At 55.7% G+C, this 17,218-nt stretch carries 15 protein-coding genes; 5 read left to right on the forward strand and 10 right to left on the reverse strand.

All coding sequences use genetic code 11. The features are described from left to right. Positions 1 to 2: 2 nt before the first annotated feature. Together H8B13_RS11295 and H8B13_RS11300 are read left to right on the forward strand one after the other, a co-directional pair. Positions 3 to 1,382, forward strand: coding sequence for a cytochrome P450 (locus H8B13_RS11295; RefSeq protein ID WP_187310883.1), 1,380 nt, complete (start codon positions 3 to 5; stop codon positions 1,380 to 1,382). A 69-nt stretch (positions 1,383 to 1,451) separates the two neighbouring features. Further along, positions 1,452 to 2,000 (forward strand): GNAT family N-acetyltransferase, encoded by a 549-nt coding sequence (locus H8B13_RS11300; RefSeq protein ID WP_187310884.1) that lies wholly within the window; start codon positions 1,452 to 1,454, stop codon positions 1,998 to 2,000. Between the two features lie 120 nt (positions 2,001 to 2,120). Here the strand turns inward: H8B13_RS11300 and H8B13_RS11305 are convergent, their stop codons facing one another. Then, a complete protein-coding gene (locus H8B13_RS11305; RefSeq protein WP_315985130.1) occupies positions 2,121 to 3,311 on the reverse strand; it encodes a TlpA disulfide reductase family protein in 1,191 nt (396 codons plus the stop codon). Positions 3,312 to 3,581: 270 nt separating this feature from the next. Here H8B13_RS11305 and H8B13_RS11310 point away from each other — a divergent pair, with 270 nt between their 5' ends. Continuing rightward, positions 3,582 to 5,876, forward strand: a complete 2,295-nt coding sequence (locus tag H8B13_RS11310) for an aconitate hydratase (RefSeq protein ID WP_187310886.1) — start codon at positions 3,582 to 3,584, stop codon at positions 5,874 to 5,876. A gap of 121 nt (positions 5,877 to 5,997) precedes the next feature. Here H8B13_RS11310 and H8B13_RS11315 read toward each other — a convergent pair whose 3' ends face one another. Together H8B13_RS11315 and H8B13_RS11320 are read right to left on the reverse strand one after the other, a co-directional pair. Then, positions 5,998 to 6,408: a hypothetical protein gene (locus tag H8B13_RS11315; protein WP_222841399.1), complete on the reverse strand. Its 411-nt coding sequence runs from the start codon at positions 6,406 to 6,408 to the stop codon at positions 5,998 to 6,000. A 245-nt stretch (positions 6,409 to 6,653) separates the two neighbouring features. Continuing rightward, the gene (locus H8B13_RS11320) at positions 6,654 to 6,902 is read right to left on the reverse strand and encodes a hypothetical protein (RefSeq protein WP_187310887.1); all 249 of its coding nucleotides are present in this window, start codon (positions 6,900 to 6,902) and stop codon (positions 6,654 to 6,656) included. A gap of 235 nt (positions 6,903 to 7,137) precedes the next feature. Here H8B13_RS11320 and H8B13_RS11325 point away from each other — a divergent pair, with 235 nt between their 5' ends. Continuing rightward, entirely contained in the window at positions 7,138 to 7,611 is a 474-nt protein-coding gene (locus H8B13_RS11325) for a LexA family protein (RefSeq protein ID WP_187310888.1), read from the forward strand. 187 nt (positions 7,612 to 7,798) lie between these two features. Here H8B13_RS11325 and H8B13_RS11330 read toward each other — a convergent pair whose 3' ends face one another. Further along, positions 7,799 to 10,648: a S8 family peptidase gene (locus H8B13_RS11330; protein WP_187310889.1), complete on the reverse strand. Its 2,850-nt coding sequence runs from the start codon at positions 10,646 to 10,648 to the stop codon at positions 7,799 to 7,801. A gap of 149 nt (positions 10,649 to 10,797) precedes the next feature. On the opposite strand from H8B13_RS11330, the gene paaN reads away from it, so the two are divergent. Next, positions 10,798 to 12,474 (forward strand): phenylacetic acid degradation protein PaaN, encoded by a 1,677-nt coding sequence (gene paaN, locus H8B13_RS11335; RefSeq protein ID WP_187310890.1) that lies wholly within the window; start codon positions 10,798 to 10,800, stop codon positions 12,472 to 12,474. A gap of 75 nt (positions 12,475 to 12,549) precedes the next feature. Here paaN and H8B13_RS11340 read toward each other — a convergent pair whose 3' ends face one another. The 6 genes from H8B13_RS11340 to H8B13_RS11365 form a co-directional block, all read right to left on the reverse strand. After that, positions 12,550 to 13,278: a LytR/AlgR family response regulator transcription factor gene (locus H8B13_RS11340; RefSeq protein ID WP_187310891.1), complete on the reverse strand. Its 729-nt coding sequence runs from the start codon at positions 13,276 to 13,278 to the stop codon at positions 12,550 to 12,552. Further along, entirely contained in the window at positions 13,275 to 14,351 is a 1,077-nt protein-coding gene (locus H8B13_RS11345) for a sensor histidine kinase (RefSeq protein ID WP_187310892.1), read from the reverse strand. Before H8B13_RS11345 ends, H8B13_RS11340 begins: the two co-directional genes overlap by 4 nt. A gap of 256 nt (positions 14,352 to 14,607) precedes the next feature. Next, entirely contained in the window at positions 14,608 to 15,168 is a 561-nt protein-coding gene (locus H8B13_RS11350; protein WP_187310893.1) for a DUF7010 family protein, read from the reverse strand. 98 nt (positions 15,169 to 15,266) lie between these two features. Then, positions 15,267 to 16,193: an alpha/beta fold hydrolase gene (locus H8B13_RS11355; protein ID WP_187310894.1), complete on the reverse strand. Its 927-nt coding sequence runs from the start codon at positions 16,191 to 16,193 to the stop codon at positions 15,267 to 15,269. Positions 16,194 to 16,385: 192 nt separating this feature from the next. After that, complete coding sequence (locus H8B13_RS11360) at positions 16,386 to 16,703, reverse strand: outer membrane protein assembly factor BamE (protein WP_187310895.1); 318 nt, start codon at positions 16,701 to 16,703, stop codon at positions 16,386 to 16,388. 10 nt (positions 16,704 to 16,713) lie between these two features. Further along, positions 16,714 to 17,016 carry a hypothetical protein gene (locus tag H8B13_RS11365; protein ID WP_187310896.1) on the reverse strand — a complete coding sequence of 101 codons (303 nt, stop codon included), beginning with the start codon at positions 17,014 to 17,016 and terminating at the stop codon, positions 16,714 to 16,716. Between the last annotated feature and the right edge of the window lie 202 nt (positions 17,017 to 17,218).

The raw sequence follows: 17,218 nt of genomic DNA on the forward strand, positions 1-17,218 counted from the left end.
GTATGCCACCTCCTCACGCTGCATCGTTGCCCGTAGTGCCCCGCTGGAAGTCCTTGCGTAACTCGATTACGCTGGCAGCTAATCCTATTCCGTTACTGAATAACTACCTCGATACCTATGGCGACACAATTGTGGTGTATCTGGGGGGCATTCGGCGCACCGTGCTCACCCGTGACCCTGGCCTGGTGCAGCATATTTTGCAAAAAAACCACCGCAACTACCCCAAGTCCGACTTATCACACGGCATTGCGCGCTACCTCGGCCACGGCCTGCTCACCAGCGAAGGCATCTACTGGCTACAGCAGCGCCGCCTGATTCAGCCCGGCTTTCATCGGCAGCGAATAAGCAGCTTGGTTACGCTGATGCAAGCCGAAATCAATGACTGCCTGGAGCCGCTGGAGCGTGAAGCAGCCCAGCAGGGGGGTGCGATGGAAGTAGCGGTGCACGAGCTAATGACGACCACGGCGTTTCGGATCATCGCGCGGTCCGTGTTTAGCAACAGTTTGGGCGAGGCGCAGTTGCAGCGTATGGCCGAACTGCTGACGGCTATTCAGGCCTTTTATGTGCGCACGGTGCGCCAACCGTATTTGCGGCCCTGGCAGCACGCCAGGGGGCAATTTCGGCGCCACGACCAGCTGGCAGCAGAGCTGCGCGACATCGTGCGCCAATACATCCGGCAGCGCCAGCAGTCTAGCGGCCCCGCCCCCGACGACCTGCTGCAAATGCTGCTCGATGCCCGCTACGAGGACAACGGCGAACCCATGACCGAGGAGCAAGTGCTGGATGAAACTGCCATCATTCTGGTAGCCGGCCACGAAACATCGGCCAATGCGTTGTCGTGGCTGTGGTATCTGCTGGCTCAGCATCCGGAGGTGGTGGCCAAGCTGCGCGCTGAAATGGACCAGGTGCTTGGCGACCGGCCCGCCACTTTCGCTGATTTGCCCGGTCTGGGTTATTCTCTCCAAGTCATTCAGGAAACCATGCGCCTGTACCCGCCCGCCTGGATTCTGGACCGCGTGGCCGCCGCCGATGACAGCTACAATGGCCTTGCCTTGCCCAAAGGCACGCTTATTTCGGGGTATTTGTATGGCATTCATCACTCTGCGAAGCTCTGGGATGAGCCCGAAGCTTTTCGCCCGGAGCGTTTTGGCCCTGATCAGCTGCGCCAACAGGCACCGTATGCCTACATTCCGTTTGGCGGCGGCCCGCGTCTGTGCATCGGCAATCAGTTTGCCCTCACCGAAATGCAGCTGGTGCTGCTGGAAATGCTGCGCCGCTTCGAGGTAGAGTGGGTTCAGCAGCCGCCCGTTGACTTGATGCCGCTTATTACGCTCCGGCCACGCCAGGAAATCCGGGTGCGCTTTCGGCGGCGCAAGGCGTAGTAGCTATCCCAAGGTATTTTCAACTCTATATTTACCTGCTCGCCACTATAATAATCCAGCCCCGTGTCTATGCTAACTTTACGTGATGCGCCCGCGCCGCTGGTGCCCTCGCTCGAAACGCCGGACTTACTGCTGCGCGGCCCGCAGCCCGACGATCTGCCAGCGGCCGCAGCCCTACACCAGCAACCCGACTTCTACCGCTTTCTGGGCGGCAAGCCGCACACGGAGGAAGATGTGTGGCGGCGCATGCTGGGCCAGCTAGGACACTGGGCGATGTTTGGGTACGGGAGCTGGACCATTGAGGAAAAAGCAACGGGCCAGTACGTCGGCTCGGTGGGTTTCTTTGATTTTCAGCGCGACCTGACGCCTTCGCTCAAAGGCACCCTGGAAGGCGGCTGGGTTCTCGATCCGCGCCTGCACGGCCGGGGCTACGCCTCCCAAGCCGTGCAAGCCGCTCTGGATTGGATTGAGCCCCGCTTCTCCGCCGCCCGCCTGACCTGTATTATCGACCCCGACAATGTTGCTTCCCTGAGCCTGGCCCGCAAATTCGGTTTTAAGGAGTTTGCTCGCACTATCTATCACGACGCGCCAATTGTGCTGCTGGAGCGGCAGCGGTAGTCAGCTCAGGTAACAGCAGATTACTAGCTGGCATGTTCAGCGTGATAAGTTCTTTAAAACAGTAAGAAGCCCGTTTCCAGACTAGGAAACGGGCTTCTTACTGTTCAGGCACAGCCAATTCTACTCTTTGACCAGCTGATCGATAGTCTTGTTGAAATCGGCTACAAACTCATCGTAATACTTGCCGGTGCCGGGGCCGGAAAAGCCAGTGTGAATCTTCCGCACGTCGCCTTTTTTGTCCAGAATGATGGTAGTGGGGAAGGCCAGCACTTTATTGATTTGGGGCAGCGCTTTGCCAGCCGCGTCTTTGTCGGCGATGCCGGCCACGGCCAGGTCGTAGCCTACGTCGAGGCGTTCCTTCATTTTGATGAGGCGTTGGGCGGCTTTTTTCTGGTCGGGGCTGCGCTCGAAGCCAAGGCCGATTACTTCCACGCCGCGGCTTTTGTTTTTCTCGTACCAAGGAGCCAGGAAGTTGGTTTCGTCCATGCAGTTGGGGCACCATGAGCCGAGCAGCTGCACCACTACCACTTTGCCTTTGTACTTAGGGTCGGAAGGGGAGATGGAGCCGCCTTCGTAGATGTTGGGGAATTTAAAGTCGAGCTTTTTCTCGCCGGGCTTCAAGAACGTGAGCGAGTTGGCGTCAGGGAGTTTGGCGTTCGCGTCGAGCTTGGCCGTCCAGGTTTCGTGGCCGCTTTTGCCGCTGTAGAAATCGCCGTTGATGATAGTGTTCGTGTCGCTGTTGCGCGTGGCCGTAAACAAGTAGCCGTGGTTGCCATCGAATGTGGAAAGCTGGAGCTTATTGCCGTCAACTTGCCCATCTAAGTAGCGATAATCGCCGGTAGTTGTCAGGAAAGTGCCTTTTACGTCGTTGCCATTTTGCTTGAACACGCCCACGGCAGGATACGTCTGGCCCTCATCATCTTTAAACGTCACGCTCCAGGTACCATCGAATGACTGTGGCTGGCCCGACGCGGCAGGGAATAATTTTTGCCTCCCAAGCGTGGCCGTGAACGGCACGCGATACGGCTCCGGCGCGTCGTACTTCACCCAGGCGCCTTTCAGCTTGCCTTCTCCATCGGCCCGCACGACTAAGGCCGCATCAAATACGCCCAGGGTTATGGTAGTCGAGTCGCCGGCCGTGGTGATTTCGTCGAGCTTCAGGCGCTCCTCGCCGTTGCGCAGATACACCACAGATTTGCCCCCCACGGCTTCTACGTCAAACAAAAACGGGATTTCCTGGCCCTGCGTGGAGAGCACCGCGCGCCACGTGCCGGGCTTGAGGGCGGAAGCAGCGCCGGATTCGTTTTGCACAGCAGCGGTTTTTTCAGACGAGGAATTGGATTGGCAAGCCCCCAGGCTCAACAGCAAGGCAGTAGCTAAAGCTGGGGGGCAAATTTTGAAGCGCAGCGACATAAAGAGGAGGAAATACGAAGGAAACACAGACTGAAACTGTGGGGGGCAATTTTAGGTTTTAGCAAGATAGGTTCGCAAAGATAAAATGTATGCACCGCAACGTCGGCCGCCTATATTTGCGTACTGCTTCTAAGAAGCCTACCACTTTACCCTTTTTCCCTCCCGACTATGGCGTTTGACTTAGAAATGATTCAGGCCGTGTACGCTGGCATGGGCGAGCGCATCGAAGCCGCCCGCACTGCCGTTGGCCGTCCGCTTACTCTGACCGAGAAAATCCTGTACGCTCACCTCTATGGTGGCAAAGTGCAGCAAGCCTACGAGCGTGGCGTTTCCTACGTCGATTTCGCCCCCGACCGCGTGGCTATGCAAGATGCCACCGCCCAAATGGCCTTGCTCCAGTTTATGCAGGCCGGTAAAGACAAAACCGCTGTGCCCAGCACTGTGCACTGCGACCACCTCATTCAGGCCCGCGTAGGCGCCGATGCCGATTTGGCTCAGGCCAACGAGGAAAACCGTGAGGTGTATGACTTCCTTGCTTCTGTTTCCAATAAATACGGTATCGGCTTCTGGAAGCCCGGTGCCGGTATTATTCACCAGGTAGTACTCGAAAACTACGCCTTCCCCGGCGGTATGATGATCGGGACGGACTCGCACACGCCGAATGCTGGCGGTCTGGGAATGATTGCCATTGGCGTTGGCGGTGCCGATGCCGTGGACGTAATGGCCGGCATGGCTTGGGAGTTGAAGTTCCCGAAAGTGATTGGCGTGAAGCTGACAGGCAAGCTCAGCGGCTGGACTTCGGCCAAAGACGTAATTTTGCGCGTAGCCGGCATCCTAACCGTTAAAGGCGGTACGGGTGCTATTGTCGAGTATTTCGGGGAAGGCGCCAACAGCCTCTCAGCTACCGGCAAAGGCACCATTTGCAATATGGGAGCCGAAATCGGCGCTACCACTTCGGTGTTTAGCTACGATGAGAAGATGGCGGATTATCTGCGCGGCACCAGCCGGGCCGAAATCGCGGACCTCGCCAACGGCGTGGCCCAGCACCTGCGCGCCGACGACGAGGTGTATGCCAACCCTGAGAACTTCTACGATCAGCTGATCGAAATTGACTTGAACACGCTGGAGCCCTATGTGAACGGTCCGTTCACGCCGGACGCCGCTTGGCCCATTTCGCAGTTTGCTGCTGCTGTTCGCGAGAACGGCTGGCCTGCAAAGCTGGAAGTAGGCTTGATCGGTTCGTGCACCAACTCATCGTACGAAGATATTACCCGCGCTGCCTCCATCGCTGGCCAAGCAGTGCAGAAGGGTTTGACCGTGAATGCCGAGTTCACTGTAACCCCCGGCTCAGAGCTAGTACGCTATACGGTGGAGCGCGACGGTTTGCTGGATACCTTCGCCCAAATGGGTGGCGTGGTACTGGCTAATGCTTGCGGTCCGTGCATTGGCCAATGGGCACGTCACTCCGACGACCCAAAGCGTAAAAACTCCATCATTACGAGCTTCAACCGCAACTTCGCCAAGCGCAACGACGGCAACCCCAACACCCACGCGTTTGTGGCCTCGCCCGAAATCGTGACGGCCTTCGCCATTGCCGGTGACCTTACGTTCAACCCACTCACCGACACGCTGGCTACCAAAGATGGCCAGCAGGTGAAGCTGGATGAGCCAACTGGTGTAGAAATGCCCCCCCAGGGCTACGACGTTGAAGATGCTGGCTACCAGGCTCCCGCCGAGAATGGCTTAGGTGTACAGGTAATCGTTGATCCGGAGTCGGACCGCTTGGAGTTGCTGGAGCCCTTCAAGCCATGGGAAGGCACCGATCTGAAAGGGTTGCGTCTGCTCATCAAAGCTCAGGGCAAGTGCACCACCGACCACATTTCCATGGCTGGCCCGTGGCTGAAGTATCGTGGTCACCTGGACAATATCTCCAACAACATGCTCATCGGGGCTACCAACGCTTTCAACGGCGAGGCCAATTCTGTAAGAGATCAGGTAACCCAGGGCAACCCGTATAACACGGTGCCACAGGTAGCTCGTACCTATAAGTCGATGGGTATTGGCTCGGTGGTCGTGGGTGATGAGAACTACGGTGAAGGCTCTTCGCGTGAGCACGCTGCCATGGAACCCCGTCACTTAGGCGTTCGAGCAGTTATCGTGAAATCGTTTGCTCGTATTCACGAAACCAACTTGAAGAAGCAGGGTATGCTAGCACTCACCTTCGCTAACAAGGCCGACTACGATCTGATCGAAGAAAACGACGTTATCGACATCATCGGCCTCACCACATTTGCGCCCGGTAGCCAGATTCAGGCTCGTCTGCATCACGCCGATGGCGACACGGACCTTATCAACCTCAACCATACCTACAATCAAGGTCAGATTGAGTGGTTCAAGGCTGGCTCGGCACTGAACCTGATTCGCTTGAAAGAATCGGGTGCTGCTGAACTGTCGCAGAAGTAGATTTTACGTTTAAGTTAAAAAAGGCCGCCTTTCCATTTGGAGAGGCGGCCTTTTTTGTGTCCTACAATGAGGCTCTGCTTATGATTAGGAGGATGCAGAAATTGCAAAGTTGTAGCCCGAGCTAAGTAGCGACTACTGGCTTCAAACGAGTCTCCCGTGGCTTCTGCACCAGATAGTAATACAGCAAAACCAATAGGCCTAACAGAAAAGGAATAAGCGCCAGGTGTTTGCCGGTAACGTTGCCCCACACCCGAACGGCTTCGAAGTTGAAAAACTCACTTATCATCCAATAGGAATTGGCGCTAATCCAGAACACAATAGCGAGGTTGTGAGCCAGCTCAGCCTTGATTGTGCGGGTGCGCCAGGTAATAATCAGGGCGATGCTCAGTGTTGGTACAATCATGCTGAGCGCCAATGGCTTCCAGATGATGCACCAGCCAATATCCTTGAGCAGCCAGAAAAGAATGTGCATGTTTTCCATGCGGCGGTAGGGAGCCGGAATGCTATAAACCTGATCGTTGGGTTGTTCCATGAGGGGAAATTATTCCCAAATATATTCTCAGAATGAATGCCGAAAACGCTGGCTGCAAAATGGTGTGCAAGCGAAGACGGTCTTCTGAACAAAGCAAGTTTGGTATTTAGGGATAAAAGCCCCCCAGTAAATAAACTGAGTCCGATCTGACCATCAAGTAGCACGCGAGTACAAACAAAAACGGCTGCCCCCGAGACACGGAAACAGCCGAAAGGCTAAGGTGAGTTAACGAAAATGTTGACTGATTAATTAAGCCACACCTGCGCCACCATTTCGAAGCGGTGGGGGGCAAATGCACCATAAGGACGCTCGGCGTAGAAGCCTAAAACATGGACCTGCGGCTGCTTAGTACGGGCGTTTGGAAGCACACGTACCGGATACACTTGCTGGGCCATGGGCCAGTCGCCGATGTAGTCGGCGGGGCGGCGGCTGTCATCTACGCACCGTGCGTATTGCTGAACAGGAAGCGGAGTAGGGAGCTTTACTTTCGACATATACAAAGATACTGATTTTCTTGATAAGCTAAAAATATTAGTCAATTTTGATACCTATTATCAGTACATATATAGATTCTAAATATATCTCAGAGTTTAATTTAGGCTTATCTAAATATATAAGCCTTATGCTAATCAAATTGTTTAATCAAGGTTTTAAACAAGATAGACGTAACTATTTACTAATTTATTTAGTAAATAGCAGCCCGGGCAGGTACAAGCCGCCCCCTAGCTGATGAGTGCTGTTCTGATCTATGATTTTCCGCTGGAGAGCCTGAATCTCGAGTTGCCATTTTATGCCTGTCCGGTGCCGGCTGGCTTTCCCGCGCCCGCCGATGACCATCAGGAAGCGGCCCTCGATTTGTCCCGCCATCTGTTTACCAACCCCGCTTCCACCTTCCTGGCCCGCGTCACGGGCGACTCTATGGTGGGGGCTGGTATCTATCCGGGCGACCTGATTGCTGTCGACCGTGCTATCTCGCCCACCGATGGGCATATTGTGGTGGCGGTAGTCGACGGTGAGCATACGCTGAAGCGTCTGCGCCTGCGCGACGACCGTATCTGGCTCGAAGCCGAAAATGAGGACTATGCAGCATTGGAGCTGCTGGCCGGGGCGCGCCTGGATGTGTGGGGCGTCGTGACGCACGTCATCCATGCATTGGTGAACAAGAAGTCAGCTCTGGTTAGGTCACTGCCACCGCGCTTGTAGTAGGTAGTTGGATGACGTCTTGTTGCGAGCTTAAATACCGTAAGGAGACTATTAAATGAACCCTACACAACTCCTGCCTCACGTTATAGCACATAAAAACGCCCGGTTGTGCCGGGCGTTTTATCGATGGATAGTATAAGGAACCAAACGTGATTTGAGGCTAATTATATTGCCTGTGCGGCAAAGCTTAGCGCCGCACTATTACTCGTCGCTGCAAATTGCCCCCCAGGCCACTGATTTGAACCACGTAAAAGCCGTTGGGCAGATCAGCCATATTCAGGTCTGTCACAGATTGGGTGGGAGATAGAGTTTGGTGCATAAGCTCCTGGCCGAGCGCATTGTGCACGGTCAGCTTATTGGCCCCAAAATCAGCAGGCATTTCCAAGCGCACCTTGCCGCTGGTCGGGTTTGGGTAGAGCTGCCACGCCGTAGTGGCGGCCGCCGTGCGGGTAGGCAGCACCACCATCCGATATCGGCTCTGGGCAGCCGCAGCGGCTGCTTGTATATCCCGCAAAGAATTGCCCCCCAGCAACGCAAACGTGACCTTAATGGAATCGCCGGGAGCCAGGATACCTAAGCTGGCGCCCGCAACCTGCGATACGTCGCTGCCAGCTATGGCACCGGCCGTGCGCTTGGTGGTGCCGCTGCTGAGGGCGGCATATTTTTCGGCCGTGCTGAAGCCATTAGCCATCGTTACAGGCTCATTAGTTACCACCTCGTTGTCGATAGCGTAATAAGTTGGCGTGCCACCCCCCAGATGCTTCACGCCGGTATACTGGGAAGCGGGACCAGTGGCACGTACGTACCCGAAGCTACCCGCGGCATCCCACTCCGCCAGATTGTTGCTAATGGTTGGCGGCAGGTCCCAATCAAGGTAAAGGCCGGCGTGCAGCGATTTTAACGTATCTGGCGTTATGTTGGTAAGCTTATATTCGAGCATCACATAGTCGCGGTGCGGGGCATCAGTCCAAGCCGCAGTCCGTTGCCGAATGCGCACCCCCACTGATGAAGCGCCCAATTCGCCGGTCGAGGGCAAATTTTGAAAGTTGGCCTCCGCCTCCTGCGTAGCGCGCACCGACTGAGTGCGCATGGCTATCTGATTCAGGGATTGAAAGTCTTCATCGATCCGCCACCGGCCGCCACTGCTCTGGTCATTATGAATCCGGTCGGCAACGCGGGTAGGGGAGGTGCCCACTAATAGGCCGCCTTCTGCCAACAGCGATGGGCCTTCCTGATACGTTACGCCCGCGCCCACACTGGAATACAGCGCATCGAAGGCCAGATTGCCGCGACTATTCATCGAGACATGCAGGTTGCCAGCATCGAGCACCATATAATCGGGATTGAGCACTACTTCTAATAATTGTTCATCGGTGTAGCCATCGGTGCTGGTGAAATTGTACCGCAGCGTAGCGCGGGTGTTCGGTGGCACCGAGGCCGCCACCGTCAGCAAAAAAGGCGAAGTAGTATTGATAGCGCGGCCCAGCGTGACGAGTGAGCCTACCGAAAACGTTCCGCTTTGCACGCTCAAGTAAGGCGAAAGCGACGTGAGCGTGACCGTAAGCCCTGATATTGCCCGAAGCTGGTTTTGTAGCTCTGTGGTCAGGCGCACGGCTTCGCCGGGGCGGAAATACGTGCGCTGGGGGGCAAATCGGCTGGCCACAACGCGCACTTGGCGCCGGTCGGTGAGGGCTACGGCGCGGTGCACATTCAGGCGGCCCGTGCCCAGCTTCCCACGAAAAGGCGCATTGGCCGCCAAACCATAGATGTCATCCGTGGTCTGGCGCAGCTGCGCGGCCACCTGCACCGCCGAGTATTGCGGAAAGCGCGCCCGCACCAAGGCCGCCGCGCCCGCCACAATAGGGGCAGCAAACGAGGAGCCGCGCACGGCCGCGTAAGCGCTGTCGGTCACGTAGCGGGTGGTCAGAATGTCGCGGCCTGGGGCCGATAGGGTAACGTGGTTGCTGTAGGTCGCGTCCTGAGTGTCCTGGGCAGTAAGAGCGGCGACCGAGACTACATTCTCGTAGCTGGCCGGGTAATAGTCCAGCTCACGGCCGTCGTTGCCGGCCGCGGCCACAATCACGGCGTCGCGGTTGATGGCGGCGTAGTTAATCACGTCCTGTTCGTATTGCGACTGGCCCCCCACCGAGCCCCAGGATACGTTGATAACCCGGCAGCCGTGGTCGGCGGCATACACGATTGCCTCAAACCCACCGCCAAAAGGCCCCCCAGGTCGATTCGAGAATACTTTAATCGGCATCAGCTTGCTTTTAAAGCCTACCCCCGCAATTCCTCGCTTATTATCAACCCGCCCCGTGGCAGGCCCAGCCACCAGCAAACCATGGTCGCGGGTACCGCTGATCGATGGGTTGTTGTCCTGATCGGCAAAGTCCCAGCCGCGAAAGTTGTCGATGTAGCCGTCGCCGTCGTTATCGATTCCATCAATAGGATCGGCATAATTGTACTTTATCTGGCCTTTCATGTCCTCGTGCGAAAACACAATGCCCGTATCCAGCACCCCGATCACGACGCTGGTATCGCCCTGCGTCACATCCCAGGCACGATAAGCCCGAATGTTTTTGAGGTAAAACTGACCATCGGTGCGCGTTGAATCGGCAAAGGGGTCGTTGGGTTGGCGCAGGAGGCCACGGTCGTTAAGCGGCTCGACGTATTCCAAAGTGCCCGTCTGAAGCAGGGCAAAGCGGGCTTTTTGAAGCGAAGCAGAAGGCGCAAACCAGACCTGATATACGCCTCGCAGCTCCACAGAACCAGGTTGGTAAGCAGTAGGCGGAACTGCCCGCGGAAACTTTTGCTCAACCCGTGTAGCTCCTAGCGCACGCAAGGCCGCCGCGAGCTGGGGGGCAATTTCGGGCGGCTGGGCGCCGGTAACGTTGGCCGATTTAAGTTTGAAAACCAGGGTGCCCGGCTGGGTAGCCGGCTCCCGTGTCTGGGCTCCGCCTGTTTGCGCGTTAGCCGTCAGCGTTAGCCCCAGGCTGGTATTTAGTAAAAAGATAAAAGCAAGTAATCGTGGCTTCATACGCGGGATGCAATAGGGGCTGTTCGGGGCGGATTCTGTAAATTTAGGCTCTGTAAAGTGAAAACACTTTTCATGCCGTGGTTTCACTTTTCAAGGAAACACGGCACCCAGCACCCATCTACAAGCTACGTTACTTTTTTGACCCCACAATGACTGAAACCACCCAAAAACACCAGTCCACCCTCGACACGGCCATCAAAGCCTTACACGGCCGTACCTTCTTCGCTCATTTCCCCGAAAACCCCTCGCCTGAGATTTACGGCGCCGATGCCGACCGCCTCGGCCGCGAAGCTTTCGAAGCCCGCCGCAATCAGCATTATACCGAACTTCTGCAAGGCGAGCCCGAAGCTTGGGCTGGACAGGAAGAGTCGCCTTACGAGCAGCAGTCGCTAGGCATCAAATACCCCTATTTTGCCCCCCAGACCCTGATTGAGCGGGCTGAAAAGGCTTTTGGTGAGTGGCGCAAAGTAAAACCCGCCCAACGTGCCGCCTTACTTACCGAAGTGTTGGACGGCATGAAGGAGCGGTTTTTTGAAATTGCTTACGCCACCATGCACACCACCGGGCAGGCTTACATGATGTCTTTTCAAGCTTCGGGCCCGCATGCTGCGGATCGTGCTTTGGAGGCCATTGCCGCTGGCTACGAAGAGCAGACGCGCTTCCCAGAAGAGACGACCTGGGAGAAGCCTATGGGCAAGTACAATATCACGCTTCAAAAAACCTGGCGCGCCGTGCCTAAAGGTGTTGCGCTGGTTATTGGCTGCTCTACTTTCCCAACCTGGAACACAGTGCCCGGCATGTTCGCCTCGTTGGTAACCGGCAATCCCGTCATTATCAAGCCGCACCCCAAAGCGGTGCTGCCTATCGCCATTGTGGTAGCGGAAGTGCAGAAGGTGCTGGTTGAGAATGGCCTAGATCCGAACATCTGCCAGCTAGCCGTAGACGCAGAAGACCGTCTCATCACCAAAGACCTCTGCGAAAGCCCTGCCGTGAAGCTCATCGACTACACCGGCGGCACTCAGTTTGGCGACTACGTGGAAAGCTTGAAAGGCAAAACCGTATTCACCGAGAAAACCGGCGTTAACAGCATCATCCTGGACTCCTGCGACGACCTGGATAAGGTGGCCCAAAACCTGGCCTTCTCGGTAAGTCTGTATTCGGGGCAGATGTGCACGGCTCCCCAAAACTTCTTTATCCCTGAAACCGGCGTAACCGTGAATGGCACGCAGGTTCCTTATGAAGAAGTAGTGCAGAAGCTGGCCGCCGCGGTTATGGGCTTAGCTACCAATCCGAAAGCTGGTCCGCACGTGCTGGGCGCTATTCAGAACCCTGACACGCAGAAGCGGGTAGAGCAGATGGCCCTCAATGGTGGCCGCAGCATCCTGGCTCATGGCACCGTCAACAATCCAACGTTCCAGAACGCCCGCACCTGCTCGCCGAGCATCTATGAGGTGCAGTCGAGCCAGGTGGAACAGTATAGCAAGGAGCTGTTCGGGCCGATTATGCTGGTTATCAAGACTAAGGACACCCAGGAAAGCATCCGTTTGGCGGCCCAGCTGGCGCGGGAGCACGGCGCAATCAGCTGCGGCGCTTATACCACCAGCCAGGAAATAAAGGAGCAAATTATGGATGAGATGAGCCTGGCTGGCACGCCGGTAAGCTTTAATCTCACGGGGGGCATTTATGTGAACCAGAACGCTGGCTTCTCCGATTTCCACGTGACGGGCGGCAATCCGGCCGGTAACGCTTCGTTTACGAACCCTGAGTTTGTAATCAAGCGTTTTACCTGGGTGGGCTTCCGCGAGCCTGCGCAGGCGGCGGTTTAATCCTATTCGGAAGCAAAAAGCGCCTGCTCTCGCTATAGAGAGCAGGCGCTTTTTGTGGCCGAGAATAACGTAACATCACAAGCTCATTACCTCCCGAAACCGCACCGACTGTTGGCGCGAAACCTCTACCTCTGGCCCATCTTTTAGCTTGATCTTAAGCGTGTTGCTAAACCACGGTTCAATGGTCTCAATCCATTTCAGGTTAATGATCTGTTGGCGGTTGGCGCGGAAGAAAACCTTAGGGTCAAGGCGGGCTTCGAGGTGCTGGAGCGTGCGTGGGATGAGCGGTCGGCAGTCGTTGAAATAAATCTGGGTGTAGCTGCCGTTTATTTCGAAAAGCCGGATGTCGGAGAGGCGCACAAACCAGCACCGCTCGCCATCTCTCACAAATACCTGGTCGTTGGCGGTAAGCGGAGTACTGGCGGGCTCGGTGGGGGGCAAAATGGGCGGCGCTATGCTCTGCGTGCGGGCTTTGTCCAGAGCGGCAGCCAGGCGATTTTCCTGCACCGGCTTGAGCAGATAATCCAGGGCATTTACCTCAAAAGCGCGCAGTGCGTACTCGTCGTAGGCGGTGGTGAAGATGACCTGGGGGGCAATTTCCAGGGAAGCCAACAGGTCGAAGCCGCTGCCGCCGGGCATGTGAATGTCCAGAAAGAGAAGATCAGGATCGAGCGCCTGGATTTGGGTGCGGGCTTCGGCAGCGTTTTTGGCTTCGCCTACCACAGCTACGTCAGGAAAGGCTTGCAGGAGGTGGCGTAGTTCGGTGCGGGCCAGGCGGGAATCGTCGATGAGAAGGACGTTCATGCCGGGTGCAGTTGGGTGGTGAGCGGAAGTTGGAGCTGGGCGGTTACGATATCGGGTGTTGCGGCATCGTTACTAATGGTGAGTGCGGCCTTCTGGCCAAATAAGAGTTGCAGCCGTTCGCGTGCGTTGCGCAGCCCTACGCCTTCGTGGCCGGGGATGGGCTGATAGCGGCCTGTGTTTCGCACTGTTACTAGTAGAAGTTCGTGGGCATCGTCAAGGCGGGCACTGATGGTAATTTGCCCCCCAGCGGGCCGGGGCGCGATGCCGTGCTTGATGCTGTTCTCCACCAAAAGCTGCAAGGTCATGGGCGGAATAAGCACGTCCAAAGCGGCAGGATCCACATCGAGGGAATACGTCAGGCGCTCTTCCAGTTGCACCGCTTCCAACTCTAGGTAATGCTCCACAATTTCGATTTCGCGGGCCAACGTTACCTGCTCCGTACTGTTTAGCTGAATAGAATAGCGCAATAAATCCGACAGGTGCGTAATCATCTCGCGGGCGCGCAATGGGTCTTCCGTCACCAGAGCCCGGATATTATTCAGGCCATTGAACATGAAGTGTGGATTGATCTGGGCCTTGAGCGTACGCATCTCAGCCTCGCGCACGGCGGCGGTTAGTCTCCACTTGTCAATGTCGGCCTGCTTGTAATTGTCGAGGTAATGAAAGCTGAAATACAGCCCCGACCAAAGCCAGAACACGAAGTTCATATTCAGGGTGTACAGGAGCAGATAGCTCCACCGAAACTGCTCCAAAGTGAAAACCTTCAGCCCATAAATCATCAGCACACAAACCACACATTGCGTGACCAAAGCCAGCGTTAAGTTGAGAGGCAGCAGGCGCAACAACACTTTCGGGACCGATAGCTTCAGCCAGCCGCCCCGCCGAATAAGTGCCCGCAACCCATGCGTGGTGGCGATGTAAAGGCCCATCATAAACGCCTGCGTCGCCAGCATGCCGGGCGTAATCTTCTGCCCCGTGAGCACAATAATCAAGGTGCCCAAGGCCCCAAACAGCCCCCAGCAAACAATCTGCAAGGTCCAGTAAAGCCGGCGTGGGGAGAAGGAAAAGGACATAGGAATGACATTTAAACCAAGGGCAAAGCAAGCATAACTTCTAAGTTATAGCTATTACCCGAGCAGGGTAGAGACGCGTATTGGCTTTGCCGACCTTCGGTTCGCGTCTGTCGTTGAACAACCGGTACCGCGCCGTTCGAAAAGTTTGGCTAAACATCAACCGCGACGATTAGACGCGAGTACGCGTCTCTACACCGGTTGGAAGAATGCTGTGAGCAAATTGCTCCTGTGCCACCTGATCCATTGGCGTGGAGTGCTAATATATAGCTTTGTTTTTCCGGTAAGAAACAGAAATCATAAGGCTCAGCACCACAAGTGAAACGGTGATAAAAAGCGGAATTAGATACAGGTCTTCGACAGTAACATTTAAGCCGATAAACATGCAGCCAAAGGCAATGACGCCAGCCATAACCGCGTACGCATTTACATTATAAAACCAGGCGTAAGGAAAAAAGTGAGCACCGGTTATAATGCCGTAAGTCATGATAAAGTATTGAGGCTGTTTTATGTAAACAAAAAATAGAAAAGGGAAATAAAAGAGCTGAGCAAAATTCAACCACAAGCCCAGCGGCTGCAGCGGATTGCTTTTTACCTTCCAATTGGTCTTGAATATTTTAGAAAAAGTAAGCGCCAAAGGAAGCATCGCGCCCCCAACGATTAGCGTGAATAGCGCATTGCGACCCGGCGGGTTAGGCTGCATCCAGATAACGGTAATAACTGACCACAGTATGCTGGCCGCCACAATAAAATCAATACCGTTTTTTGCCTTCACCGACAGTTCTAATCTCAGCGCTATGAAGTCTTTTTCGAGTACCATTGGCAGTTGATGTTTAGGGCTTTCTCAGTGAATAATATTATCTTCTGCCCCAGCACTCCGATACACTTCGGAGTGCCGGGGCAGAAGGAGGAAAACAGCTATTTTTTGGCAATACCGTTTTGCTTCAAAAATGCATCGGTTTGGGCAAAAAACCACGCCGTGTCGTCCCACATCAGGAAGTGCTTGCCGGCCTCCGACATTTCGATGCGATGCTGGGGCAACTTCGTGTATTGCTGGGCAAAAATGGCGCGGGTGCTCTCTTTGGTCGAGCCGTAGGCTTTGTAGGCAGTCCAGGCGCCGAGCACCAGCGCGGGTTGTTGTATGCGGCCCAAGTCGGCGCGCAGATCGGTGGTATACATATCATACATGGCCTGGGCCACGGTGCGGGCGTCGGAGGTCTGGCCCCAGCGCGTGGCCTGAGTGATGCGGGCCGTGTCGGTTATCAGGCCGGCTACCATCTGGCGCTGCGCGGCCACCGGCATTTTGCCCCCCATCATTTGCTGGCGCATTCCTTCGGCCATCGGCTTGGCGGCTTCGGCAGTAAGGGTCGGATTCTGAACGGCCGCCAGGAAAGGCAGCGAATCCACAATAACCAGCGGGCCAATGGCGTCCGGCGCGGTAGTGCTCATCCAAAGACCCAAAAAGCCCCCCAGACTGTGCCCCAGCACTATTGGCCGGTTTAATTTTTGGGTTTTGATGTAGGTGAGCAGCTCGTCGCGGACGGTTTGGAGCAGATGCTCCGGCACGGCTGCCTGTGCCGGCTGGCCCCCAAAGCCCGCCAACGATACCACATGGCACTGGTACTGCTTCTGGTAGCGCGCCACCGTTTCGTCCCACACGGCGCCGGGGCAGGTGAGACCTGGAATTAGAAGCATCGGCCGACCTTTGCCCGTTACTTTCACCGAGAATGATGGATGCGCGGCCGGATTGTCGGCGGCAAAAAGGAGAACCGGCAGGCAGAAGCTCAGCAGCAAAAGCAGAATGAGCGAGTAGCAATACTGGCGGAAGGAGGAAAAGTGGTTCACAGCTGAAAGGGTTGAGATGAATAACTGACTCAAACCTAGTCGTGGATTTGCCCCCCGAAAACGAAATTTCAGCGAACGGTAACTGCGGCGGGTTAGTGGTGAATAAATCGGCTGAATGGAAAAAGCGTATTTCACGAAAAAGCCCCCCAAGCGACTTGGGAGGCTTTTCTATAATGCTGAAACTGGCTGAGCTTAATTGCCCGTCGGGCGCTCGGAACCGGATGCTTCGGGCGCGCACTGCTTGGCTTTAACTTTACCATCGTCGCCAAACTCGATGCGGATGGGAGTAGTGTCGGTAGCGCTGCCGAAGAGGTAAGACCACGTTTGGCCCGGTTCAGTGGTGGTGTCGCGGCCCGTGGGCTCACCCATGATGCGGCGCACCTGCTCCTGCGTCATACCGATTTCTACTTCGGCACAGCTGGCAGCATTCTGATAGCTTTCCTGTGCTGTGCAGGCTGGCAACAGCAGTAGTAGGGCGGCCAAAGCAGCCAGGGAGAAGAAATTTCTCATGAATAGCAGCTTAAATCAGGTTGCGCAAATCGTCGCGCAGCGTATCAATGCCGCGCCGGATTTCATCCCAGGTGCTGGATTCGCGCTTTGTGCTGTCGGTATCCCGGCCCAGCATTTCAGCTAGCTTGGCCCGCTTTACTTCCAGGGCCGCCACATGCTCATGATAGGTGTGGTGGGAGCTGGCTGTGGTGGCGTGGGCGCGGTTTTGCAGCGTCTTGATTTTGCTATCCAACTCATCCAATGCCTGTTGCAGTTCGGCATCGGAAAGGTGGTTGGGCACGCGCACGTTTTCGGGTTTGGGAGTGTAGGACATACAGGTTCGGCAAAAGCGGCAGCCCGCGCGGGCTCACCACCGGATAATAGATTGAGGAACTGTTCCTATGTACTGTTTTTGCCAACTAAAGGATGCCCGCCAACGCCTACAACCACCCCAAATTTCGCTTAGCAAAAATATCTTCTTCTTGGTAAGGAGGGGAGTTGGGCGTCCTCCTTAGTTCTTCGTTCTTAATTTCTGA

Source organism: Hymenobacter sp. BT188 (genome assembly GCF_014333585.1).
In the GTDB taxonomy this organism is placed as follows: domain Bacteria; phylum Bacteroidota; class Bacteroidia; order Cytophagales; family Hymenobacteraceae; genus Hymenobacter.